Genomic DNA, 23849 nt, shown 5'->3' with positions numbered 1-23849 from the left:
CGGGGACTCGGCCGCCGCCCCGCGGTCGAGTCCCCGGCACGCCAACCCGAGCCGCACACCGGAGACCGCCACGCCATGTCCGTCATCGCCCTCGACGCCAGCTCCTCGCACATCCTGGACAACCCCGCCTGGGCCGCGCTCACCGGCCCGCACGCCTCCTTCGCCGAACTCCCCCACTCTCGAATTCGCTCGAGCGGGGGGACCCCCATCGCCCACGCCGTCCGATACCAGCAGGACGTGGCCCCCTTCCACGCCGTCTCCGACAAGGACGACCCGCGCGCCTGGGCCGACCTCGCCGCACTCGTCGGCCCCGGCGGCACCGCCGCGGTGCGAGGCGTGAGCGAGGCGCAGGTCGGCTGGGAGGTCGTGCGCACCGGACACGGCGTCCAACTCGTGGACACCGCCCTGCGCGCGGAGCCCGACCCCGGGGCCGTACGGCTCGGCCCCGACGACGTGCCCGAGATCCTGGACCTGGTCGCCCGCACCGAGCCGGGCCCCTATCTGCCCCGTACCGTCGAACTGGGCACCTACCTCGGCATCCGCCACCAGGGCCGGCTGATCGCCCTGGCAGGGGAGCGGCTGCACCCGCCCGGCTGGACGGAGATCAGCGCCGTGTGCACCGACCCCGCCCACCGCGGCCGAGGCCTGGCCACCCGCCTGGTCCGCGCGGTCGCCGCCGGCATCAAGGAGCGCGGCGAACGCCCCTTCCTGCACGCCGCGGCCACCAACGCGAACGCGATCCGGCTGTACGAGTCGATCGGGTTCACCCTGCGCCGCCGTACCGTCTTCTCGCTCGTCCGGCACACCGGGGCCGCCGTTCTGGAAGAAACGGCATAGCCGTGCCGTTGTCCTTGTCGAAGGTGAGTGCTTGGACCACTCGGACGGAGGTGCGACGCGTGCCCCGTGTACTGCGTGCCGTCCGCCTCCACTCCCGGCCCCACATCGACCTCCAGCGCGTGGCCGGCTCCCTCTGTAGCTCCTGACCCCGTTTCCCCAGCCGCCGTGCGCCCCCACTCCCGCGGGCCGGCGATCTCGTACGGACCTCCAGGAAGGCACCTTCGTGTCCCCAACTCCCGCTTCCCACCTGCACCTTGCCGTTGCCCTCGACGGCGCCGGCTGGCACCCCGCCTCCTGGCGCGAGCAAGTCGCCCGCCCCCGGGACCTGTTCACCGCCGGCTACTGGGCCGACCTGGTCGCCGAGGCCGAACGCGGCCTGATCGACTTCGTCACTCTTGAGGACGGACTCGGCCTGCAGTCCTCGCACTACGGCGAGCTCGACGGCCGCACCGACCAGGTCCGCGGCCGTCTCGACGCCGTCCTGACCGCCTCCCGCATCGCCCCCCTCACCCGGCACATCGGCCTGGTCCCGACCGTGATCGCCACCCACACGGAGCCGTTCCACCTCTCCAAGGCGATCGCCACCCTCGACTACGTCAGCACCGGCCGCGCGGGCCTGCGCGTACAGATCAGCGCCCGCCCGCACGAGGCCGACCACTTCGGCCGCCGCACCTTCCCGCCGCTGAACCTGGCGGAGTTGCAGACCCCAGCCGGTCAGGAGCGGCTCACCGACCACTTCGACGAGGCCGCCGACTACGTAGAGGTCGTGCGTCGGCTCTGGGACAGCTGGGAGGACGGCGCGGAGATCCGGGACGTCGCCACCGGCCGCTTCATCGACCGCGACAAGCTGCACTACATCGACTTCGAGGGCAGGCACTTCAGCGTCAAGGGCCCCTCCATCACCCCGCGCCCGCCGCAGGGCCAGCCGCTGGTCACCGCCCTCGCCCACCAGACCGTGCCGTACCGGCTGGTGGCCCGCCAGGCCGACGTCGGCTACGTCACCCCGCAGGACGCCGCGCACGCCCGGGCGATCGTCGCCGAGATCCGCGCCGAGCAGGAGGCGGCCGGACGCGCCGGTTCACTCCTGCACGTCTTCGGTGACCTGGTGGTCTTCCTGGACGACGAGCAGACCGTCGCGGAGGACCGCCGCGCACGTCTCGACGCCCTGGCGGGGGAGCCGTACACCGGCGACGCCCGCATCTTCGCCGGAACGCCCACCCAACTCGCAGATCTACTCCAGGAGTTGGCGGAGGAGGGGCTGAGCGGCTTCCGGCTGCGGCCCGCCGTCGCCGGGCACGACCTGCCCGCAATCACCCGGAGCTTGGTCCCCGAACTCCAGCGCCGGGGCCTCTTCCGCACTGCCTACGAGGCCGACACCCTGCGCGGCCTGCTGGGGCTGGCCCGTCCCGCCAATCGCTACGCCGCAGCTGCCACCGCCTGAGCCGGAAGGACCGTACGACCATGAGCAAGCCGCTGAAGCAGATCCATCTGGCCGCCCATTTCCCGGGCGTCAACAACACCACGGTGTGGAGCGACCCCGAGGCCGGCAGCCACATCGAGTTCAGCTCCTTCGCGCACTTCGCCCGGACCGCCGAACGCGCCAAGTTCGACTTCCTGTTCCTCGCCGAGGGCCTGCGCCTGCGCGAACAGGGCGGCAAGATCTACGACCTGGACGTCGTCGGACGCCCCGACACCTTCACGATCCTCGCCGCGCTCGCCGCCGTCACCGACCACCTCGGCCTGACCGGCACCATCAACTCCACTTTCAACGAGCCCTACGAGGTGGCCCGCCAGTTCGCGAGCCTCGACCACCTCTCCGACGGCCGCGCCGCCTGGAACGTCGTCACCTCCTGGGACGCCTTCACCGGCGAGAACTTCCGCCGCGGCGGCTTCCTCCCACAGGACGAGCGCTACTCCCGCGCCAAGGAGTTCCTGGCCACGGCAGGCGAACTCTTCGACTCCTGGCACGGCGACGAGATCGTCGCCGACCAGGCCACGGGCGTCTTCCTGCGGGACGCGAAGGCCGGCTCCTTCGTCCACACGGGCCGACACTTCGACATCCACGGCCAGTTCAACGTCCCGCGCTCCCCGCAGGGCCGCCCCGTCATCTTCCAGGCCGGCGACTCCGACGAGGGACGCGAGTTCGCCGCCTCCTCCGCCGACGCCATCTTCAGCCGGTACGCCACCCTGGAGGGCGGACAGGCCTTCTACACGGACGTCAAGAACCGCCTCGTCAAGTACGGCCGCCGCCATGACCAGTTGCTGATCCTGCCTGCCGCTTCCTTCGCGCTCGCCGACACGGACGCGGAGGCCGAGGAACTGGCCAGGGACGTCCGCCGCCAGCAGGTCAGCGGCGCCACCGCCATCAAGCACCTGGAGTTCGTCTGGAACCGGGACCTGTCGTCCTACGACCCGGAAGGGCCGCTGCCCGACATCGACCCCGTGGTGAGCGAGGAGCACATCTCGCGCGGCCGCGCCCAGGTCCGGATGTACCGCGACCCGCTGGCCACCGCCCGCGAGTGGCGCGAGCTGGCCGAAGCGAACAACTGGTCCATCCGCGACCTGGTCATCGAGACCGGCAACCGCCAGAGCTTCGTCGGCTCCCCGGAGACGGTCGCGCGGACCATCAACGACTACGTCCAGGCCGACGCAAGCGACGGCTTCATTCTCGCCCCGCACATCACCCCCACCGGCCTCGACGTCTTCGCCGACAAGGTCGTCCCACTGCTCCAGGAACAGGGCGTCTTCCGCACCGACTACGAGGGCCCGACCCTCCGCCACCACCTGGGCCTCGCGGACGACCTGCGGGGCGATCAGCGGGTGGCATCGTGAAGTTCCTCGCCATCACGCTCATCGTGCACCGCCGGGACCCCATCACCGGGGTGCAGAAGTCCACCCACGACCGCTTCCGCGAGGTCCTCGACAGTGCCCTGCTGGCCGAGGAGTTGGGCTTCGACGGCTTCGGCGTGGGGGAGCGGCACGAGCGCCCGTTCATCTCCTCGTCCCCGACCGTCGTACTCAGCCATGTGGCCGCACTGACGAAGCGCATCCGCCTGTTCACCGCCGTCACGACGCTCAGCCTGCTGGACCCGGTGCGGGCATACGAGGACTACGCCACCCTCGACCACCTCTCGGGCGGGCGCCTCGACCTGATCATCGGCAAGGGCAACGGCGCCGCCCAACGCGACCTGTTCGACGTCACGCCAGAGGACCAGTGGGACCGCAACGCCGAGAGCTACGAGGTCTTCCGGAAGATCTGGCGCCAGGACAAGGTCACCGCCGACACCCGCTTCCGTCCCCCGCTGACCGACGCCGAGGTGTGGCCACGGCCGTACCAGCGGCCGATCCGGGTCTGGCACGGCAGCGCCACCAGCAAGGAGTCGGTCGACCTGGCCGCCCGCTACGGCGACCCGCTGTTCTCGGCGAATGTCACCAACCCGATCGAACCGTACGCCGAGTTGATCCGCTACTACCGGGAGCGCTGGGAGTACTACGACCACGACCCGGCACGGATCGCAGTCGGCGCCGGCACGGCCGGCATCTACGTCGCCCGGACCTCCCAGCAGGCCCTTGCCGCCTATCGGCCGATCTTCGAGGCCAATCGAGCCTTCTTCGAGCAGGCGGGCCTCCCCGTGGTCTTCGACACCCTGGAGGACTTCGTCGAACGCAGCTCCGCTCTGATCGGCAGCCCGCAACAGATCATCGACAAGGTGCACCGCTACCACGAACAGTTCGGGCACACCGTGCTCCACCTGCATGCGGACGCGAGCGGGCTGACGGAGTCCCAGCACCGTGCCTCGCTCGAGCTGTTCCAGTCCGAGGTCGCCCCCGTGCTGCGCCGCGGGATCCCGGATCCGCCATTCGCCTGGGGCCCCGTGCTTCAGGCATCACCGGCCACTCAGGAGTCCGCCCGTGTCTGACGTCTCCCTCGGCATCCTCGACCTGGTCCCGATTGCGTCCGGCTCGACGGCAGCCGATGCCCTGCGCAACTCCATCGACCTCGCACAGCAGGCCGAGCGTTTCGGATATGCCCGCTACTGGTTCGCCGAGCACCACCTCAATCCCGGCGTGGCCGGCACGTCACCCGCCGTCGTCCTGGCACTGACCGCAACCGCCACCTCCACCATCCGGCTCGGCGCGGGGGCCGTGCAACTCGGGCACCGCACAGCGCTGTCCACGGTCGAGGAGTTCGGCCTGCTCGACGCGCTGCACCCGGGCCGCTTCGATCTGGGCCTGGGCCGCTCGGGCGGTCGCCCGCCGGGACAGCCGGCCGCACCGTTGCCGACGGCGACCCCGGTCGTCGACGGTCGTACCCCGAACGGCCTGCTCATCCCACCGCGCTTCTCCTTCGAGCATCTGCTCGGCTCACCCCGCATCGCACTGCAGCGCAGACTCCTCGTGCTGCCGGGGGCCGAGTCGCAGGACTACGCCGACCAGATCGACGACATCCTCGCCCTGCTGGCGGGCACCTACCGCTCCCCGGAAGGTGTCGAGGCGCACGTCGTACCGGGGGAGGGCGCTGACGTGGAGGTGTGGATCCTGGGCAGCAGCGGTGGTCAAAGCGCCACCGTCGCAGGCCGCAACGGTCTGCGGTTCGCGGCGAACTACCACGTCAGCCCGGCCACGGTCCTGGAGGCGGTGGAGGGCTACCGGTCCTTCTTCCAGCCCTCCGAGTTCCTCGAGAAGCCGTACGTCAGCGTCTCGGCGGACGTCGTCGTCGCAGAGGACGACGCAACGGCCCGCGAACTCGCCACCGGCTACGACCTGTGGGTGCGCAGCATCCGCACCGCCGAGGGAGCCATCGAGTTCCCGACGCCCCAGGAAGCGCGTGCCCACACGTGGACCGACGAGGACCGTGCCCTCGTCCAGGACCGCCTCGACACCCAGTTCGTCGGCTCGCCGGGCCGGGTGGCCGACCAGTTGGAACAACTGCGGGAGGCCACCGGCGCGGACGAGTTGCTCATCACGACGATCACCCACGACCACACGGATCGGGTCCGCTCGTACGAACTGCTCGCGGAGGAATGGCGCCGACGGGGTCACTCCCTCCAGCCGGGCTGATGCCCGGCGTCCCGACGGTGAGGCGCTTGAATCGCCGACGCACGCGCCGACTTGGCCGAGCTGCCACGCACGCCGCGCGGTGGGGGTCAGCCCGGTGGGAGGCCACGCAGGAGCAGAACCGGCGACTGTCGCGGGCTCTGGCCCGCGGTGTCGACGACGCGCTCTCGGCCCCACGGCTCGTACTCCCGGCCGACGACCTGTTGTCAGACCGGCAGCTGCAGAGGTTCCTCGGCCAGGGCGTATCCGGCGGCGTAGCCCACGGGACCGACCGGGTGCCGGGCCAGCACGGAACGGACGATCGCCTGCTCGATCGGTGCGCGAACTGGAGGCACAGGAAGCCCGGTCCAGGCCGTCACTGCCCACGCCTGACCGCCGCCCGCACACGAAACGACGAACCGAAAGGTCCTCCCATGGCCACCGTCCTGTCCGTCTCCGGAAGCCCCTCCGCCACCTCACGTACCGCTCGGCTGCTGCGCCACCTGGACGAGCGGCTCATCTCGCAGGGTCACGAGGTGATCCCACTGGACGTTCGTACGCTCCCCGCCGAGGCGCTGTTCGGGGCCGACTTCGCTCACCCGGCGATCGTCCGCACCACCGCCCTGTTCGAGCAGGCGGACGGGCTGGTGATCGCTACCCCCGTCTACAAGGCTGCCTACTCGGGTCTGCTGAAGTCGCTGCTCGACCTGCTGCCGCAGTACGCCCTGGCGGGCAAGACCGTTCTCCCTCTGGCCACCGGGGGCAGCATCGCCCACGTGCTGGCCATCGACTACGCCCTGCGTCCGGTCCTTGCCTCCATGGGCCCTGCGCACATCACGCCGGGTTGGTTCACGCTGGACAAGGACATCACGGTGGGCGAGGACGGCACGCTGACCGTCGCGCCGGACTCGGCCGAGGCTCTGGCACAGGTCACGGACCAGTTCTCGGCAGCGCTGGGCGGCCGTACGACGCTGCTGGCGGCCGCTGGATGAGCGTCGCGCACGTCATCGCGAATGACGCCGAGGGCGATACCGTCGCCTCCGAGCCGGCCGCCGACTTCCGCAAGGGCGCCGCCGAGCGGGATGCTCGGCGCAGGCTAGATCTTCCGGGTGCCGGCCGTCGCCGACGCCGGCGTCGACCAGATCCCGCAGAGCCACTTCGTGTACGTCAGCGTCCTGCGCAGGCAGGGTACGCGCGAACAACAGTGACCGACGACTCGGCCGCCAAAGCCTCGATCGTGGTGGCCACGGCCAAGGTGACGGCAGCGAAGGCCGCCTGCTGAAGGGCCCAGCACATCGGCCGCTACCTCCTGAACGGCACCAGGCCGCCCCGCCATGGCCTCCCTTGAGGAGCGCCGACGAACACCTTCTGATCGGAGCCCCGCGTGTCCCTCACCTTCCACTGGTTCCTGCCCACCAACGGCGACAGCCGCTACGTCGTCGGCGGCGGCCACGGCACCCCCGCCACCGAGTCCGGGCGCGACCGGCCGCCGACGGTCGCCTATCTGAGCCAGATCGCCCGCGCCGCCGAGGACCTGGGCTTCGTCGGCGCGCTCACGCCGACGGGAGCATGGTGCGAGGACGCGTGGCTGACCACCGCCATGGTCAGCCAGAACACCGAACGCCTGAAGTTCCTCGTCGCCTTCCGGCCCGGATTCGTCTCGCCGACGCTCGCCGCGCAGATGGCCTCCACCTTCCAGCGGCAGACCGGCGGACGGCTCCTGCTGAACGTCGTCACCGGAGGCGAAAGCCACGAGCAGCGCGCCTACGGCGACTTCCTCGACAAGGACGCCCGCTACCGCCGTACCGGTGAATTCCTGGAAATCGTACGAGGGTTGTGGGAGGGCAGGACCGTCGACCTGCGCGGCGAGCACCTCCAGGTCGAGGACGCGAAGCTCGCCCGGGTGCCGGACCCGGTACCCGAGGTGTACTTCGGAGGCTCCTCGCCGATCGCGGGAGAAGTCGCCGCCAAGCATGCCGAGGTCTACCTCACCTGGGGCGAGCCGCCCGCCGCCGTCGCGAAGAAGATCGCCTGGATCCGGGCGTTGGCCGACAAGCAGGGCCGTAACGTCCGCTTCGGCATCCGCCTGCATGTCATCACCCGCGACACTTCCGAGCAGGCCTGGGCCGAGGCGAACCGGCTCCTCGACGGCTTCGACCCGGAGGCGGTCAAGGCAGTCCAGGCCGGGCTGGCCCGCAGCGAATCCGAGGGGCAGCAGCGGATGCTCGCGTTGCACGGCGGTCGCCGTGATGACCTGGAGATCCACCCCAACCTGTGGGCAGGCATCGGCCTGGTGCGCGGTGGTGCGGGCACCGCCCTGGTCGGCAGCCATGACGAGGTCGCCGAGCGGATCAAGGAGTACCACGCTCTCGGCATCGAGGAGTTCGTGTTCTCCGGCTATCCGCATCTGGAGGAGGCGTACTGGTTCGGCGAGGGCGTCCTGCCGAAACTCCAGGCGCAGGGCCTGTGGCAGCATCCGTTCGGACAGCAGGCCGTCCCCTCAGCCCAGGTGCCCTTCGCGGGCGCCGGGGGCCCGCGATGACGTGATTGCGGGGGAGTCCGGGGGCGCCCATGTGATTCCTGACGACGCCGAGCTGCACGCTGTTACGGGTTGACGTGGCTGTGGCGTCGCAGTGGCCCACTTGTTGCCGGTCGCGGAGTGTCCGAGTCGTCCGATCACTGAGTCAACTATTTTGCCTTGCCGCCACATTGACAGCGAATGGCGGCCTGCTGGAGCATGAGACCTCCGATGAATGGGAGTTGCTCATGAGCGCATACCCAAGACGTCAGGTTCTGGGGGCTGCCGCGGGTGTGACAGCCGCGGCCGCATTACCCACCGCCTTCGGCACCCAGGCGTGGGCCGAGGAGCCGGCCGCCGGGCCGGCGGGGCAGTGGGTTCCCGTTCCCGCCCCGGTACCCGTCCCGCTCGACGCGCTCTTCGACAACGACGCCATCGACACCGCCACCGGCCGCGGCGGCGACTTCGACGGCTCGGGGTACACGTTCCCGGGTGAGGAACTCCCCGCCGGCCGAGTCGAGGTCGACGGCGTCCCGTTCCTCTTCCCGTCGTCCGCCGCGGGCGCCAAGAACAACGTGGTCGCGCTCGGTCAGCGCGTCGACCTGCCCAAGGGCCGTTATCTGTCAGCTGTGTTCCTCACGGCGGGCAGCTACGGCAACGCCTCCGGCACGGCCACCGTGCACTACGCGGACGGCACGGCCACGACCGCCGGTCTCGGCGGGTCCGACTGGTATGCGGGGGGCGGCTCACTGGCGGCGTCCTACCGCTACGCGCCGGACGGCACCAAGGATGAGCACAGCGTCGGGATCGGCACCTCGGAGCTGTGGATCGACCCGCGGCGGGAGGCCGTCGCCCTCACACTGCCGACGACCAATCCGGCCGAAGAGGGCAAGACGTCCCTGCACGTCTTCGCGCTCTCCCTGCAGCCGGTCGCCCAGGGACGGGCGTTGGCACTGCGGGACGCGCACTCCACGAACGCGCTGCTGGAGTCCACGGGCGCGCAGAGCATCGAGGCCACCGTCGTCAACGCGGGCACCGTCGCCATCCTGGCGGCCGACGGCGTGTCCGTCGGCGTGGACGTGCCCGGCGCCCGCACCGTCGAGCCCGCCCGCATCCGCCGACTCGACCCCGGCGAACAGGCCCGTGTCCACGTCGGCATCCGCAACCGCACGGGCACCGCACCCGGCACCACGCGGGAGGGGACGGTAACCGTCGGCGGACGGGGCGGACAAGTAGCCTCCAGAGATGGCAAGTTGACCCTCGGCGTCGCCGACTACCAGCCCGGCGAAGCCTCGCTCTCCGGCCACCAGGCGCCGTACTGGTTCCAGGGCGCCAAGTTCGGCATCTTCATCCACTGGGGCGTCTACTCCGTCCCCGCCTGGTCGCCCGTCGGCAAGCAGTACGCCGAGTGGTACTGGAACCACATGCAGGACCCAGCCAACGCCGTCCACGCCTACCACCGGGACAAGTACGGTGAGGACTTCGCCTACGACGACTTCATCCCCCTGTTCACAGCGGAGCGGTTCGACCCGCGGGCATGGGTGGAACTGTTCCGGGAGGCGGGCGCCCAGTACCACGTGCTGACGTCGAAACACCATGAGGGCTTCGCCCTGTGGGACACCAAGGTCTCCGACCGCAACTCCGTGAAGATGGGGCCGAGGCGGGACCTGGTCAAGGAACTGTTCGACGCGTCCAGGCGCTACACGCCCGAACTCCACCGCGGCCTGTACTTCTCCATGCCCGAGTGGTTCAACCCCGACAGCCCGTGGATGGGCCACGCCCCTCGCAACCCCTACACCCTGGATCCGGTGCAGTACACCGGATACACCCCGGGCAAGGACTTCGTGAAGGACTACCAGGCCCCGCAGATGCTGGAGCTGATCCACGGCTACGACCCGGAGCTCATCTGGTGCGACATCGGCGGCGCCAACGACAGCGTTCATGTCCTCGCGGAGTACTTCAACCACGCCAAGAACCGCCGCCGGCCCATCGACGTGACCATCAACAACCGTGCGGGTATCGGCTTCCACGACTTCACGACCCCCGAGTACACGACGTACGAGAACACGGTCGTCGCGAAGTGGGAGTCCAGCCGCGGCCTCGACCCCTTCAGCTACGGCTACAACCAGGCCACGCCCGACGGCTCCTACATGACGGCGGAGGAGGTCGTGCACAGCCTCGTCGACATCGTCTCCAAGAACGGCAACTTCCTCCTCGACATCGGGCCGCGCGCTGATGGCACCATCCCGGAGATCATGCAGAAGCGGCTGCGCGAGACGGGTGGCTGGCTGCGGACCAACGGCGAGGCGATCTATGACACGACGTACTGGTCGCGCATGGCGCAACTGGGCGACGACCTGCGGTTCACGGTCCGCCACAACGAGGCCTTCTACATCCACTCGCTGGCTGAGCCGGGCGCGAAACTCACCGTCGAGGCCCCGGTGCCGATCCGCGCAGGTGACAAGGTGACCATGCTCGGCTACGACCGCCCGCTGACCTGGACCGTCAGCAACGGTTCGCTCGTCATCGACGTACCGCAGGCGGCCCGCAGGGCGGGACGGTACGTGTGGGTGTTCAAGGTGGAGTGGCACGGCTGAGGTTCGGGCTGGCCGCAGGCCACGTTAACCCGATTCGCGCTTGGTTCAACGGCCCTAGTACTGCAACGGTGCTTGTTCTGAGTGCTGGGCAATTTTCGGGGACTGTGTCCGCGTCGTTTGTGGTGTGCGTCCGCGGCCGGTGGCGTAGGCGAGGAACACACCGATCTGGCAGTTCTCCGTGCGCCCGGTCGTTCTGCGCTGCAACGGCGCAATCAGCCCTTGCATGTAAGCCAGCGCCGACTGACGCGGCTCTTCCCGGTTGAAGCCGGCAAGAACTGGGCGTATGCGAGCAGACGATCCTCGCCCTCGAACGCCGGGGCTTTCCGAGCCCCGGCGCGAAGGAACGAGCGATACGCGAGGAACTGGGCCTGGCCCCCGTCCCCTACTGCCAGCTTCTGAACGTCCTGCTGGACGACCCGATGGCCCTGGAGCACGACCCGGTGACCGTGAACCGACTGCGCCGGGTGCGGGAGGCACGGCGGACAGGACGGTGGCAGGGAGCCGCCGGCGCGAACCTGCCGTCAGCCGGAGTAGTCGACGGCGAGCTGGTTGGCCGCTGCCTGCATGGTTGTCAGGATGAGGGCGCCGCCGACCGCGAAGTGGAAGGCACCGCGGTCGTTGAGGCGGGCCCTGACGTAGCGGGACAGCTGTGACCAGACGTTCTCCCAGTCGACGGCCCTCACGGGGTCCGTGGGGGCGAGCTCGTTCGCGTTGCCCCCGTCTCCGCGCACCTGGACGAACGTACCGGCGGTGAAGGTCCTCTCGTCCCGGGTATGGCTGCCGATGTTCGAGGAGATGAAGTCGAACCGGGCGCCCTCGGCGAACATCTGGATCATCGTGGTGATGGCCTGCGCCTGCTGGGCCGTCTGGGTCGCGGGGACGGACCCGAGAGTCCTGCCGTCGCGCAGCGCGCTCATCGCCGAGAAGAAGGAACCCATCCCGAGAGTCTGTTCGGCGCGGTCGAAGTGGCCGGTGCGTTCCAGGTAGCCGTAGTCGCCCTGACTCAGGAAGTTGTTCCTGACGGTACGCGCGTTCACGGGGTTCTGCGGGGTGGGGTTCGCGGCGTCTGGACCGTTGCCCATGCGGACGTAGGTGTTGGTCGCGTGGTTGTAGTAGCCCATGACGTAGAGGTTGGCGGCGTCGAACACGAGGCTGACTTGCGGGGTGCCGACGCCGGCCTGGAAGTGGACGGCGAAGTAGTCGTGCGCGGTGGAGGGACGCTCGCGCAGGATGCCGTCGCGCAGGGTTCCGTTGGTGACACGCGCACGGATCTGGCTGATCACCGAGTTGTAGGTGTTGTACCAGGTGAAGCGGTTCCCACTGTTGAAGTTGGCCGTGATGTTGTCACTGAGACCGTTCGCGGCGGCCAACTGGACGTGGGGGAGGCTGTGGGTGACGGAGGCGGTGTCCGGGGTGGTCAGGTAGACCGCGCCGGCTAGAGCGGTCGGGACCGCCAGCGAGACACCGAGCCAACGGAGAATGTGAGTGCTCATGGTGGGGTCTGTCCTTCACGGATGGGGTGTGAGACACAACGCGGGTGCCGAACCGAAGCGGCGGCACCGACGGCGAGCACCACATTCACAGGCGGCGGAGTTGTTCGGCAGGTCGGTTTGGGGGCCAATCAACCCGTTCCGGGTGACCTGCGTCTCATCGCTCACGGGACCGCCCCTCGCTGGACGGGGTCCCCGTATGGCCCGTCCAAAGGATCTGACCGACCCTGCCGACGCTCTGCCGACCCCCACGACTCGACCCGGCCGCGACGGACTCGCCGCCCTCCTCGCCCGCCCCGAGCGTGCGCTCGCCACAGGGTCGCCCTCGCCGTGGAGGCGGTCTTCCACCCGGAGCGGACGCTGGCCCCGACCCCCGAGCAGAGCGCGGCCATGGCGAAGCAGCTGCGCACGTCCGTCGCGGTCGGCCGGGACCGTCCCTGTGACCAGAGGCTGGAGCGGGATGGGTCCCGACCGGGATGCGTAGGGAAATCCCGTACGCCCAAGTAGGCAGCGGATTGGAGGTGGCCGATGGCCGCATGGTGCCGCTCACGGAGGAGGACTTGGCCCGCCTGCCTTTGCCCACCAAGCGCTCCGTCGATGTCGTTCGCCATGCATCGAAGACCATCAGTGTCGTCCCCGACCTCGCCATCGCTCCGGCGCGGAGCTTCCAAGTCGATGCTGGTCCGTAGACGCACGGCGTGCGGCTTTCGACCTTGCCGGGGGTAGCCCGGGTACGCCGAAGCCCCGGGGCACTCGCCCCGGGGCTCGGACCTTCACGTCAGCAGTCAGCAGTCAGCAGGACCGTGGGAATCTGCCGGCATCACTTGCACTTCCAGGCGGCCCAGTAGAGCTGCCCCTTCAGTGAACCGTTCGGCCATGCGACGGGTGTGTCGATGTGGACCTGGTTGGAGCCCCGGTACGGGTAGAACCAGTCCCAGTGGCCGAACTGCTTCTTGTCGTAGTGCACCTCCACCCAGCCCTGGGAGTGCCGGACGTACGGGGCGAACCAGTAGGCGCCCGCGTACCCGGGACGAATGGTGTTGGTGATGGTCGAGGTCGAGGTGCGCTGGTCGCCCAGGGTCCAGGTCTCCGTCGACGAGGTGCTGGCCGTCACCCCCGCCTCCAGTTCGTCCTTGAAGCCGACGCTGACCTCCAGGCTCTGCTGGTTGGCGTAGGAGTACGAGGTGTTCGTCTGGTAGCTGTAGGTGACCGCGTAGGTCTGGTTGTCGGTGCCCGCGCAGTTGTTGGACACGTTGCTGGCCTGGTGCCGCTTGCCCAGCGCGGTCCACGCGTTCACCTGGTGGTACTGGCACAGGTTGATGCCGGGGCCGTGGCCGTTGCAGGCGCCGATCGGGTCCGGGTGGGTGCTGGGGTCCCAGCCGGGGCTGTACGCGCTGGCCGATCCCGCGGAGAAGGGGATCGTCAGCAGGGCGAGGGCCGGCGCCAGCAGGGCAGTGCGGCGCAGGGATCGCTTGAACACCTTCATGAACGTTCTCCTGGTCGTGCGCCCGGCACTGTGCGCCTGGCGTCGGACCCGAGCGTTGCCGTCGGGCGGTTGTTCGGACAGCCGGGTCCCCGGCACCAATCAACTACTTGACCTGCGAGAGCACATTCGTTCACCGGACCGCAACCGTGCCGTCACAGACACGTCGGTACGGGGCGTCCGGCACGTACGTCCGCCACTGAGCCGGCGTCAGCTCCACGCCGCCCGTCCGTGCGCACACCTGCGCCACGGCCCGCCCGGGGTCGACGAGGTAGCGCTGGAGCGGGACATGCCCGCTGCTCGCATACAGGGTCGTGCCGTCGGGGCTGAAGGCGAGCGAGTCGATCTCCTCGCCCGGGGTGGTCAACGAACCGCCCAAGGGCTGCTGGGTGGAGACGTCCCACAGCTGCAGGGTGCCCGCGTTGCCGGCCACCGCCAGGGTGCGGCCGTCGGGGCTGAACGCGAGGGCGCCGACGCCCTCCGGATCGGTGCCGACCGCGGCTGGGAAGACGTTGTGCAGGATGCCGACGCGGTGCCGGAGGTCCCCGTCCCACAGGGTGACCCGGCCCGTCTGGTCGCCGGCGGCCAGCAGGGAACCGTCGGTGGTGAAGGCGAGGGCGCCGATCTCGTCGCCCTGCACCAGGTCGTGCCCGGCGACCCGGCCCGAGGGCAGCCGGAGCACCCGGCCGTCGCCGACCAGCAACCTGCCGTCCGGGCGGATGGCCAGATGGCCGGCGGTCACGCCGTTCACCACCGTCGTCCGGCGTCGCCCTGCGGTGTTCCACACCTCGTCGGCCACACCGCCGACGGACGTGCCGCGCGCCGCGTACAAGGTGCGGCCTTCCGGGCCGAGCGCCATCCCGAACACCGCCGCGCCGGGCAGGTCCAGCGCGGCCGTAGCCCGCCCGTGCGGTATGTCCCAGACGGTGAACGGCTGGTGGACCGCGTCCCTGCCGGGCGCCGAGATCCCGTACCCGAACCGGGTGCCGTCGGGGCTGAACGCCTGAAGGGGCAGGGTGTCGCCGGGCACCACCGGCTGGGCGGGATCGGTGGAGACGGGCATGGGCATCGGCGGGAGGGTGCGCAGGACACGGCCGTCCGCGGTGGCGAGGAGCCGGAAGACATAGTGGTCGCCAGTGCGCTCGGCGGTGGCGTAGGTGCGTCCGTTTGGGCTGAACCGCACATCGTCTATCGCGCTGGGACTCCATGCCGAAGTGACGGCCGGTCCGAGGTCCAGAGTATGGACGGTACCGCCCTCCAGGTAGCGCAGCGTCCGGCCGTCACGGTCCCAGATCAGGCCGCCGTAGAGGAACTGGTTGTTCAGGGAGTGCCGGAAGACGGGTGAACCTGAGGCCGCGAGCCGCCACACCCGGATCTCCCTCTGGTCGGCCGTCGCCACGAAGTCACCGTCCGGACTGAAGGTCGCGTACTTCACCCCGTTGTCGTCGAGGTCGGCGATCCGCTTGCCGGTCGCGGTGTCCCAGACACGCAGCCCGGTGTCCGTGGCGGCGGCCAATCGGTTGCCGCCGAGCGCGACGAGCGAGGTGTCCTCGTTGCAGAGGCGATGCTGCTGCCAGGTGCCCGGCACGACGCGGGCACTGGCGGTGTCCCACAGCTGCGGCGCGTGCCCGGAGGTGCAGACGGCCACGCGCCGTCCGTCGGGGCTGACCCCCGCGAGCGTCGTGTCCGAGGCGCGGGCCTCGAACAGCACACGGCCGTCGGCCACCGAGCGCAGCCGCACCCGGTCCCCCTCGACGGCCAGGAGTTCGCGGCTGTCGCCGGTGAAGCGGACGTCGGCGGCCTCGGGCAGGGGGGCGGAGCTGCCGGTCCACCGGCCTGAGGCCGCGTCCCACAGCCGTACTCCGGCGTCCTCGGTGACCACGAGCACCCTCCCGTCCGGGCCGGCCGCGGTAACCGCGCCCTGCGGCACCCGGCCCGAGCCGATGCGACGGTGCGTGATCACGTCCCAGGTGCTCCAGGCGCCCCCGTCGGAGCTGACCAGCACGCGGCCGCCGTCGGCGAGCATGCGCCGGGGCCCGTCACCGGGCCTGGGGTCGGTGAAGGTGTCCGTCTCCTGCTGGGCGAGCGAACCGAGCAGGGCGCGGCGGGTCTCGGGCAGCTCGGAGATGCGCCAGGCAGCGGCGCCGAGCAGCAGCGCGGTGCGCGGATCGGTGGTGCGGAGCGCGTCGGCGACCTCTGCCACGCGGCGGGCGGCGTCCTCGGTGCGCCGACGGTGGTTGTCGTCGTACTCGTGCCACACGGCGAGTGCCGTCAGCAGCGCGACCGACAGGAGGGCGGACAGCGACACGGTCAGGAACCGGTGCCTGCGAGCGGTCCGGGCGGCGGTCTGTCGCTCGGTCTCGAGGGCGTCCAGGGCGGCGGTGAGGAAGTCCCGCTCCGTCGTGGTCAGCGCGGGGTCGCCCGCGTGATCCGGGAACAGTTCCTCGGCGCGGGCCAGGCGGGTGCCCCGGTACAGGGTGCCGGGGTCGCGGTCGTGCTCCAGCCAGGTACGGGCCGCGTCGGCCAGCATCCGGTGGTGCCGCAATCGCTCCCGGTCCTCCTCGATCCAGGCGTACAGCCGGGGCCAGCAGGTGATCAGCGCCTCGTGGGCGAGCTGGACTCCGTCCTCGTCAGAGATCAGCAACCGGGCCAGGGTCAGCCGCTCGACGACCACTGCGGCCTCCGGGTCGGTCCAGGCCCCCAGTTCCGAACGCGTGAACGGGCGCCGGGTGTCGGGGGCGCCCTGGCCCGGTTCGACCATGCGCAGCAGCAGATGGCGGGCGGTACGGGCCTGGGCCGGGGTGAAGCGGTCGTACACCTCCTCTGCGGTGGCCGCGATGGCGCCGCGCACCCCGCCCGCGGCCTCGTAACCGGCGAGGGAGAGCAGCTGGCCCTTGCGGCGGCGCCAGGTTTCGAGGAGGACATGGGAGAGCATCGGCAGCCCGCCCGGCTCACCCAGGGCCTCCTCGACCAGGCGGGCGGTGAGCGTCCGTTCGACGATGTAGCCGGCCGCCTGGGCCGGTCCGGTCACCGCCTCCCGCAGTTCCTCCGCCGTCATCGGGCCGAGCAGCAGCCCGGCGCCGCGCAGCGCGTCCGCGAGTCCGCGGTGCTCGGCGCAGCGGGCGTAGAAGTCAGCGCGTACTGCGATTACGACGCGCAGCCTGCTCGCCGGGGCGCGGGCGCTGAGAAGCAGGTCAATGAAGTGGGAGCGCTCCTGACGGTCGTGGCAGACGGTGAAGATCTCCTCGAACTGGTCCACGACCACACAGCTCTCCGGCCCGCCCTCGGCCGGGACGAGCAGCTGGCCGTAGGTGGTGGCGGGGGTGGGCCCGGGGGTGAGGATGCGCAGCCGGTCCGGGCCGCCTCGTGCGGCTATCTCCTCCTGCAGGCGGGGGATCAGTCCGGCCCTCAGCAGCGAGGACTTACCGCTACCGGAGGGGCCGAACAGCACCGCGAACCGGTGCCGGCCCACCAGCTCGATCACCTCGGCGATCAACCGGTCCCGGCCGAAGAAGAGGTGGTGGTGGTCCGGCTCGAACCGGGCGAGCCCCCGATACGGTGCCAAGGCGTCGTCCATGTCGGCGGCCGCGGCTCGGTCGAGCCCCGCGTCGGCCTCCTTCCACTTCCGCTCCCACTCCTGCGGGTCGCCGCCGCAGGCGCGGGCGTATCCCTGGACCACGGCGAGGGACGGCAGCCGTTCGCCGGCGGCGGCCGTGGACAGCGTGGTCGCGGAGAATCCGGCCGTCTTCGCCATGGCCCGGTACGAGGGACCACCGGCCGCCCGTCGCAGCTCCCGCAACTCGTACGCGAGCTGCTGCACGGGACCGGTCTGCGGATCCACCGGTCTTTCGGGACGCCCCATGCGCTCGTACCTCCATACACCTGACGAAATGCGACATCAGGGCGATGACGATACGACGCACATAGGAACAGTCGTGTTGATTTTTGGTGACAAATGTATGACACGCATCGGTCTCGGTTGCGATTGCGTTTGATTTCGAAGGGAGATGGGGTGCCCTATTAGATCCCTAGAGCACACATCACGAGCACTCTCGCGTCCCCGCCCCGGCTGGAAGACCGGATGCCCCCGTACCATCCGGGCCGCCGCCGACACCGTCCTGCCCGCGCTCCTGTCGAGCCTTCTCGCCGCTTCGGCGCAGCCAAGCGGGCAAGGCCGGGTACCACGACACGTCCGGGAGTCCGGGACGGCGTCGAGGGCTCCCATCGTCCGAGATGCCGCGGCACTCCTCGATGGCCCATCACGGCTACACGAGCCTGGGCGGTCATCCCGGAGAAGAAGGACCAGGCCGCCAACCGGAGGAAGAAGGGCTCCAGAGGTGGCCGACCCGTCAGCCACGACGCCGGTCTCTACAAGGAGCGGAACACCGTCGAACGTCTGATCAACAAGCTCAAAGCATGTCGAGGCATCGCCACCCGATGCGACAAGACTCTCGACAGCTACCTCGCCGGTCTCCACCTGCGCGCCTCGATGATCTGGATCAAGGACCTCACCAGGACCACCCGATGATCATGACTTGATATGCCCATAGGTGACGCGCTGAGGTGCCGGACGCCACAGGCGGGCAGGAGTTGAGTCAACGGTCAACCAGCCGTGGACGCGGGGCTTCACCCGTGGATTCCGCGTCGGTGTCGTCGGTGTCGACCGGGCCGCGGGGAAGCATCCGGTCCAGCCACTTCGGCAGCCACCAGTTGGTCCGGCCGAGGAGTGTCATGGTCGCCGGTACCAGCACCATGCGTACGACCGTGGCGTCGATGAAGATCGCGGTGGCCAGGCCGAGCCCGAACATTTTGGTGGACGGGTCGTCGGCGACGGCGAAGGACAGGAAGACCGTCACCATGATGAGCGCGGCCGACGTGATGATCCGCGCGGTGCCCGAGACGCCTTCGACGATCGCCGTGCCGTTGTCGCCCGTGCGCAGGTACTCCTCGCGAACGCGCGAGAGAAGGAACACCTCGTAGTCCATCGACAGGCCGAACAGGATGGCGAAGAGGAACATCGGGATGAACGACACGATCGGAACCGTCGCTTCCAGGCCGATGAGTGCGCCTCCCCAGCCCCACTGGAAGACCGCGACCATGATTCCGTATGCCGCGCCGATGCTCAGCAGATTCAGCAGCACCGCCTTGAGCGGTACGAGTATCGAGCGGAAGACCAGCATCAGCAGCAGGAACGACATCGCCAGCACGGCGGCGACGAACACCGGCAGGCGTTGGCTGGTGCGTTGGCCCACATCGGACAGGCTCGCTGCGGCGCCGCCGACGTGGGCCCTGGCCGGGCCGTGCCCGATCGCCGTGGGCAGCACGTCGGTGCGCAGCCGGGCGATGGTGTCGGCCGTGGCCTTGTCCTGAGGGCTGGTGGTCGGGAACACCACGAGGGTCGCGATGCCGGTGGCCCGATCGATGTGCGTCGGCGCGACGGATGCGATGCCCGGATCCGCCGCGACCGCCCCGACGAGTCGGTCCAGCACTCCCGGATCACCGGTGGGGTCCGCGGCGATGACGAGGGGACCGTTGGTGCCGGGGCCGAACCCCTCGGCGACGAGGTCGTAGGCCCGGCGCTCGGTACGGCTGTGGGGCAGTGAGCCGTCGTCGGGCAGGCCGACGCGCAGGCCGAGCACGGGCAGCGTCGCGGTCAGCAGCAGACCCGCCGCGCCGACCGCGTACGGCACCGGGTGCCGGCTGACGTGCCCGATCCAGCGCCGCCACCCGGCGGCGTGGGCGGCGCCTGCCGCCGGGTCCCGCCGCTGTGCGAGTCGGGCCGGCTTCCGCCTCTGCAGAGCCCTGCCGGTCCGGCCGGCCCGGGCCAGGCGCATGCCGGCGGCGCCGAGGAAGGCCGGCAGCAGTGTCACCGACGCGACCACCATGATCAGGACGACGATCGAGACGGCGATCCCGCCCACCGTCATGAACGGCACGTTCGCGACCGCCAGTCCGAGGATCGATACGACGACGGTGCCGCCGGCGAAGACCACGGGGCGCCCCGCCGTGGCCACCGCCCGTCCGGCCGCCTCGTGGGGATCGAGTCCGCACGCGAGGTACTCCCGGTGGCGGGCCAGCACGAACAGGGCGTAGTCGATGCCCACCCCGAGCCCGACCATGCTGCCCAGGACCGGGGCGAAGGTCGGGACGTCCGTCATCCCCGCGAGTACCGTCATCGTGGCGACTCCGACGGTCAGCCCGAAGACCGCCATGCCGATCGGCAGCGCGGCGGCGACGAGCGAACCGAACGCCAGGAACAGGATCGCGGCCGCGGCGAGGAGGCCGATCAGCTCGCTCGCGCCGCCGTCGGGGTCGGAGAAGACGTAGAAGAGGTTCCCGCCCATTTCGATGCGCAGCGGCAGCTCGCCGCGCAGTTGGTCGCCGAGATCGACGAGGGCGTGGAGGTCCTTGGCCGACAGCCGGCTCTGGTCGGGGTACTGCACGCGGACGATGGCGATCCGTCCGTCGGCCGAGACCAGGCCGCCGCGCACGGCGGTGTCGCCGACTGTGTCGAGTGCCCTCGCCGGGTCGGTCGTGCCGAGTACGTGAGGCAGCCGCCTCACCTCGTCCTGGAGCCGCGCGAGCGCGGTGCGCGCGCTGCCGTGGTCGAGGAACGTCGCCCCGCCGTCGAGGGGGGTGACGACCACCTGGGCGGTCATCCCCTCCTGGCCGGTGCCGGCCCGCTCGATCAGTTCCGCGGCCCGCCCGGAGTCCAGTCCCGGAGCCGTCATCGAGTCCGCGGTCCGCCCGCCGACGGTGACCGCGGCCAGGACGGCGAGCGTGGCGGCGATCAGCCATGCCGCGATCACCCGCCAGGGATGGCGGGCGGCGCTTGCGCCCACGCGCAAGAGGGCTTTCGAGAGCATCGGGTCCTCCAACCACCTCGTCGGCCGTCCTTGTACGGCCGCCGATGCCGAGGCTCGTCGCCGCGGCGCTGCGGGACATCGGCTCGCGGGCCGCGGATCCCTCGGCCCCAGGACGGAGTAGCGCCCCGTCCTTTCGGCCGATGCGCGGAACGGCGCGGTCCCTAGGCTGAGAACCGTGCTGCGAGACGACCTTCGAACCCTGTGGACCGAACCACGGCCGCCCGACGCGCCCGCCCGGGTGTGGCGGGACTGGGCACTGCTCGGCGCGGGCCTGGGCGGTGTGGTGCTGGAGGCCGCACTGCGCGAGGACGTGGTGTGGCGGCCGGTGGCCGTGGTGCTCGCCGTCTGGCTGTGCGTGCTGCCCCTGTGGCGCCGGACCCGCCCGCTGGCGATGGTCGTGCTGGCGTTCGGCTCGGTGATCCTGCTCCAGGTGGCCTCCCTGGTCGCCGCACCCAGCGAGCCCGTCGGCCTGAACACCGGCGCGATCGTGCTCGTACTGGTGTATGCGCTGCCCCGGTGGGGGTCGGGCCGGGAGATCGTGCTGGGCGGCGCGGTGATCCTCGGGGCCTTCGCCATGTCGGCCGTTACGGACGACACCCCGGCCGCCGAACAGGTGGGGGGCTTCGTCTTCCTGTTCCTGCCCGGCTTGATCGGGGCCGCCGTGCGGTTCCTGGCGACTGCTCGCGAGCGGCAGTTGGAGAAGGTACGTTCCCGCGAGCGCGAGCAGCTCGCCCGGGAACTGCATGACACGGTGGCCCATCATGTGTCGGCCATGGTGATCATCGCCCAGGCGGGCCGGGTGCTCGCGGGCACCGACCCGGCTGCCGCCGTCGAGGCGCTGGAGGGTGTCGAGGAGGAGGGTGCGCGCACGCTGGAGGAAATGCGCGCCATGGTCGCCGCGCTGCGCGACCGCGGGACCGGCGCCGAGCTGGCGCCTCCTGCCGGTGTCGCGGATCTGGAGCGCCTGGTGCGCACTCCGGGTGGCCGCCTCAGGGTCGACCTGGGGCTGGACGGCGAACTGGAATCGCTGCCCCCGGCCGTGGACGCGGCCGTCTACCGCATCGTGCAGGAGTCGGTGACCAACGCCATGCGCCATGCGGTCAACGCGACCGAGGTCGTCGTCCGGGTCACCGCGGAACGGCACAAGGTACGGGTGAGCGTGCGCGACAATGGCCAACGTACGGGCCGAGGCCGCGACGGATACGGACTTGCCGGATTGCGCGAGCGCGCTGCCCTGCTCGGCGGCAAGCTACAAGCGGGTCCCGGCGCCGACCAGGGCTGGCATGTCGAAGCCGAGCTGCCGAGAGGGAGGACGGAGAGCGGTGTCCATCCGCGTCCTACTCGCTGACGACCAGACCATCATCCGTACCGGGCTGCGGATCATGCTGAACGCCCAGCCCGGCATCGAGGTGGTCGGCGAGGCCGCCGACGGACAGGAAGCGGTACGTCTGGCCCGCGAACTGCGTCCCGACGTCTGCCTGTTCGACATCCGCATGCCCGGGCTCGACGGGCTCGAGGCCACCCGGCTGGTCGCCGGCCCCGGCGTCGCCGACCCGCTGGCCGTGGTCGTCATCACCACGTTCGACCTCGACGAGTACGTCTACGGCGCACTGCGTGCCGGCGCCCGCGGATTCCTCCTCAAGGACACGGGACCGGACCTTCTGGCGCAGGCCGTACGGTCGGCGTCCAACGGTGAGGCGCTCATCGCGCCCAGCGTCACCGTCCGTCTGCTCCAGGCATTCGCGGACCTGCCCGCCGGCCGGCCCGTGGCCCAGCCGGTCTCGCCCGTCACCGCCCGTGAGGAGCAGGTGCTCCTCGCCGTCGCTCGCGGGCTGACCAACACCGAGATCGCCGATTCACTGCACATCAGCCTCAGCACGGTGAAGACGCATCTGGCCAGCCTGATGGCCAAACTCGGCGCCCGCAACCGGGTCGAGATCGCGATGTGGGCCTACGAAACGCGCCGTATCCTCCCCGGAACCTGAGCCGAGGTGCCGGGCCATGGCCCTTGAGTCAACTAGGACGGTGAGTCACCCGATAGCAGCAGGACCACCCGATGATCACGACTCGATACGCGCCCTGGTCGTCGTCGGGTCGCTCGCATTGGGCTACCTGCTCGGCCGCCGTCCCTTGGGCGCGGCAGAGCAGGTAGGGGCAAGTCGGCAATCAGGCGGCCGGTGTCCTCGACAACCACGCCGCAGGCGCCCGGCGGGACTCGCGCGGCCCGCCCGAACGTCCTGCCAACTGTCCGCCCAGCACGGCGAGTCCGGCCAGCAGGAGGGTCATACCGACCGGCACCAGCCAGTGATTGCGTCCGAAGCCCATCGCGACCGCCAACACCACCGTGGCTGCAGTCACCAGCGCCGCCGTCCACGCCCCGGCCCGTTGCGCGACCGCGGCCAGTACGGCGAAACCCACCAGACCGACAAAGACGAGCTGGGCCCCGATACCGTAGATCAGCGCTTGCGCACCGGGAATGTCCTTCACCCCTGCGAACATGTCCTGCAACTCCGCCCGGTTCGCAGCGCGGAACCCGCCCACCAGATCCAGCAGCAACTGCACCACGTTCGCCAGCGAACTGAGCAGGACCACCACCACACTCGCCCGCAGCGCAACCCTGCGCCCAGCCGTCAGTCCCGCCGTTGCGGCACTGCCCCCGGTGACCAGCCGGCCGAAGTACAGGCTCATTGCCGCGAACATCAAGAACCCCGCCAGCCAGACCGCGTGCGCGGCCGTCCACCAGCCCCCCGGCTCCGCCTGCCCGCCGATCGGCCGCATCAGCAGCCACCCGGCCAGAAAGCACGCCGGTGCGGCGGCGAACATCGGACGGACGGTCAAAGTCGTCCGCGTCATCGGAGTTGTCGGGGTTGCCATGCGGTTCATCGTCGGCTTCATGCCCAGCACCATCCCAGCGGGCGAGAGTGAGGGGCCTCGCGTTTGCCGGACAGGTGTCTGACCGTCTATTTCACGCGGCGATTCGCAACTTCTCGTACTCGGCGTGGACTTCGCGTGGAGGGCGGT

General features: G+C 70.4%; 17 protein-coding genes and 2 pseudogenes. 13 read left to right on the top strand and 6 right to left on the bottom strand.

Translation table 11 applies throughout. The features are described from left to right. Nucleotides 1-75: 75 nt before the first annotated feature. The 6 genes from ACN6LB_RS43115 (at nucleotide 76) to ACN6LB_RS43090 (ending at nucleotide 5898) form a co-directional block, all read left to right on the top strand. On the top strand, nucleotides 76-837 hold the full coding sequence (locus ACN6LB_RS43115; RefSeq protein WP_445030666.1) for a GNAT family N-acetyltransferase: 762 nt from the start codon (nucleotides 76-78) through the stop codon (nucleotides 835-837). Between the two features lie 2 nt (nucleotides 838-839). After that, nucleotides 840-983, top strand: a complete 144-nt coding sequence (locus ACN6LB_RS43110; protein ID WP_445030665.1) for a putative leader peptide — start codon at nucleotides 840-842, stop codon at nucleotides 981-983. Nucleotides 984-1060: 77 nt separating this feature from the next. Continuing rightward, complete coding sequence (locus ACN6LB_RS43105) at nucleotides 1061-2278, top strand: LLM class flavin-dependent oxidoreductase (protein WP_445030664.1); 1218 nt, start codon at nucleotides 1061-1063, stop codon at nucleotides 2276-2278. Nucleotides 2279-2298: 20 nt separating this feature from the next. Continuing rightward, on the top strand, nucleotides 2299-3669 hold the full coding sequence (locus ACN6LB_RS43100; RefSeq protein ID WP_445030663.1) for an NtaA/DmoA family FMN-dependent monooxygenase: 1371 nt from the start codon (nucleotides 2299-2301) through the stop codon (nucleotides 3667-3669). Beyond that, nucleotides 3666-4757 carry an LLM class flavin-dependent oxidoreductase gene (locus tag ACN6LB_RS43095; RefSeq protein WP_445030662.1) on the top strand — a complete coding sequence of 364 codons (1092 nt, stop codon included), beginning with the start codon at nucleotides 3666-3668 and terminating at the stop codon, nucleotides 4755-4757. Before ACN6LB_RS43100 ends, ACN6LB_RS43095 begins: the two co-directional genes overlap by 4 nt. Continuing rightward, nucleotides 4750-5898, top strand: coding sequence for an LLM class flavin-dependent oxidoreductase (locus ACN6LB_RS43090; protein ID WP_445030661.1), 1149 nt, complete (start codon nucleotides 4750-4752; stop codon nucleotides 5896-5898). The genes ACN6LB_RS43095 and ACN6LB_RS43090 overlap by 8 nt, the downstream gene beginning before the upstream one ends. A gap of 203 nt (nucleotides 5899-6101) precedes the next feature. On the opposite strand, the gene ACN6LB_RS43085 is transcribed toward ACN6LB_RS43090, so the two are convergent. Beyond that, nucleotides 6102-6230, bottom strand: coding sequence for a hypothetical protein (locus tag ACN6LB_RS43085; protein WP_445030660.1), 129 nt, complete (start codon nucleotides 6228-6230; stop codon nucleotides 6102-6104). Between the two features lie 78 nt (nucleotides 6231-6308). On the opposite strand from ACN6LB_RS43085, the gene ssuE reads away from it, so the two are divergent. The 4 genes and pseudogenes from ssuE to ACN6LB_RS43065 form a co-directional block, all read left to right on the top strand. Continuing rightward, nucleotides 6309-6866, top strand: a complete 558-nt coding sequence (gene ssuE, locus ACN6LB_RS43080) for an NADPH-dependent FMN reductase (protein ID WP_445030659.1) — start codon at nucleotides 6309-6311, stop codon at nucleotides 6864-6866. 392 nt (nucleotides 6867-7258) lie between these two features. Then, nucleotides 7259-8416, top strand: a complete 1158-nt coding sequence (locus ACN6LB_RS43075; RefSeq protein WP_445030658.1) for an LLM class flavin-dependent oxidoreductase — start codon at nucleotides 7259-7261, stop codon at nucleotides 8414-8416. A 224-nt stretch (nucleotides 8417-8640) separates the two neighbouring features. Beyond that, complete coding sequence (locus ACN6LB_RS43070; RefSeq protein ID WP_445030657.1) at nucleotides 8641-10989, top strand: alpha-L-fucosidase; 2349 nt, start codon at nucleotides 8641-8643, stop codon at nucleotides 10987-10989. Nucleotides 10990-11264: 275 nt separating this feature from the next. Continuing rightward, a pseudogene (locus tag ACN6LB_RS43065) lies at nucleotides 11265-11480 on the top strand (DUF3263 domain-containing protein); the annotation flags it as partial. Between the two features lie 30 nt (nucleotides 11481-11510). On the opposite strand, the gene ACN6LB_RS43060 reads toward ACN6LB_RS43065, so the two are convergent. From ACN6LB_RS43060 to ACN6LB_RS43050, 3 genes are all read right to left on the bottom strand, one after another. Beyond that, nucleotides 11511-12482, bottom strand: coding sequence for a ribosome-inactivating family protein (locus tag ACN6LB_RS43060; protein ID WP_445030656.1), 972 nt, complete (start codon nucleotides 12480-12482; stop codon nucleotides 11511-11513). 817 nt (nucleotides 12483-13299) lie between these two features. Then, nucleotides 13300-13965, bottom strand: coding sequence for a hypothetical protein (locus ACN6LB_RS43055; protein ID WP_445030655.1), 666 nt, complete (start codon nucleotides 13963-13965; stop codon nucleotides 13300-13302). Nucleotides 13966-14095: 130 nt separating this feature from the next. Beyond that, entirely contained in the window at nucleotides 14096-17824 is a 3729-nt protein-coding gene (locus ACN6LB_RS43050) for an nSTAND1 domain-containing NTPase (protein ID WP_445030654.1), read from the bottom strand. Between the two features lie 414 nt (nucleotides 17825-18238). Here ACN6LB_RS43050 and ACN6LB_RS43045 point away from each other — a divergent pair. After that, nucleotides 18239-18490, top strand: a pseudogene (locus tag ACN6LB_RS43045) (IS5/IS1182 family transposase); the annotation flags it as partial. A gap of 67 nt (nucleotides 18491-18557) precedes the next feature. Here the strand turns inward: ACN6LB_RS43045 and ACN6LB_RS43040 are convergent. Then, a complete protein-coding gene (locus ACN6LB_RS43040) occupies nucleotides 18558-20828 on the bottom strand; it encodes an MMPL family transporter (RefSeq protein ID WP_445030653.1) in 2271 nt (756 codons plus the stop codon). A gap of 175 nt (nucleotides 20829-21003) precedes the next feature. On the opposite strand from ACN6LB_RS43040, the gene ACN6LB_RS43035 reads away from it, so the two are divergent. Together ACN6LB_RS43035 and ACN6LB_RS43030 are read left to right on the top strand one after the other, a co-directional pair. Further along, the gene (locus tag ACN6LB_RS43035) at nucleotides 21004-22176 is read left to right on the top strand and encodes a sensor histidine kinase (RefSeq protein WP_445030652.1); all 1173 of its coding nucleotides are present in this window, start codon (nucleotides 21004-21006) and stop codon (nucleotides 22174-22176) included. Further along, nucleotides 22151-22813, top strand: a complete 663-nt coding sequence (locus ACN6LB_RS43030; protein WP_445030651.1) for a response regulator — start codon at nucleotides 22151-22153, stop codon at nucleotides 22811-22813. The genes ACN6LB_RS43035 and ACN6LB_RS43030 overlap by 26 nt, the downstream gene beginning before the upstream one ends. 181 nt (nucleotides 22814-22994) lie before the next feature. On the opposite strand, the gene ACN6LB_RS43025 is transcribed toward ACN6LB_RS43030, so the two are convergent. Next, entirely contained in the window at nucleotides 22995-23723 is a 729-nt protein-coding gene (locus ACN6LB_RS43025) for a hypothetical protein (RefSeq protein WP_445030650.1), read from the bottom strand. Between the last annotated feature and the right edge of the window lie 126 nt (nucleotides 23724-23849).

It is taken from the genome of Streptomyces sp. SAS_270, assembly GCF_052543295.1.
This window is presented reverse-complemented; position numbering and strand designations above follow the sequence as displayed.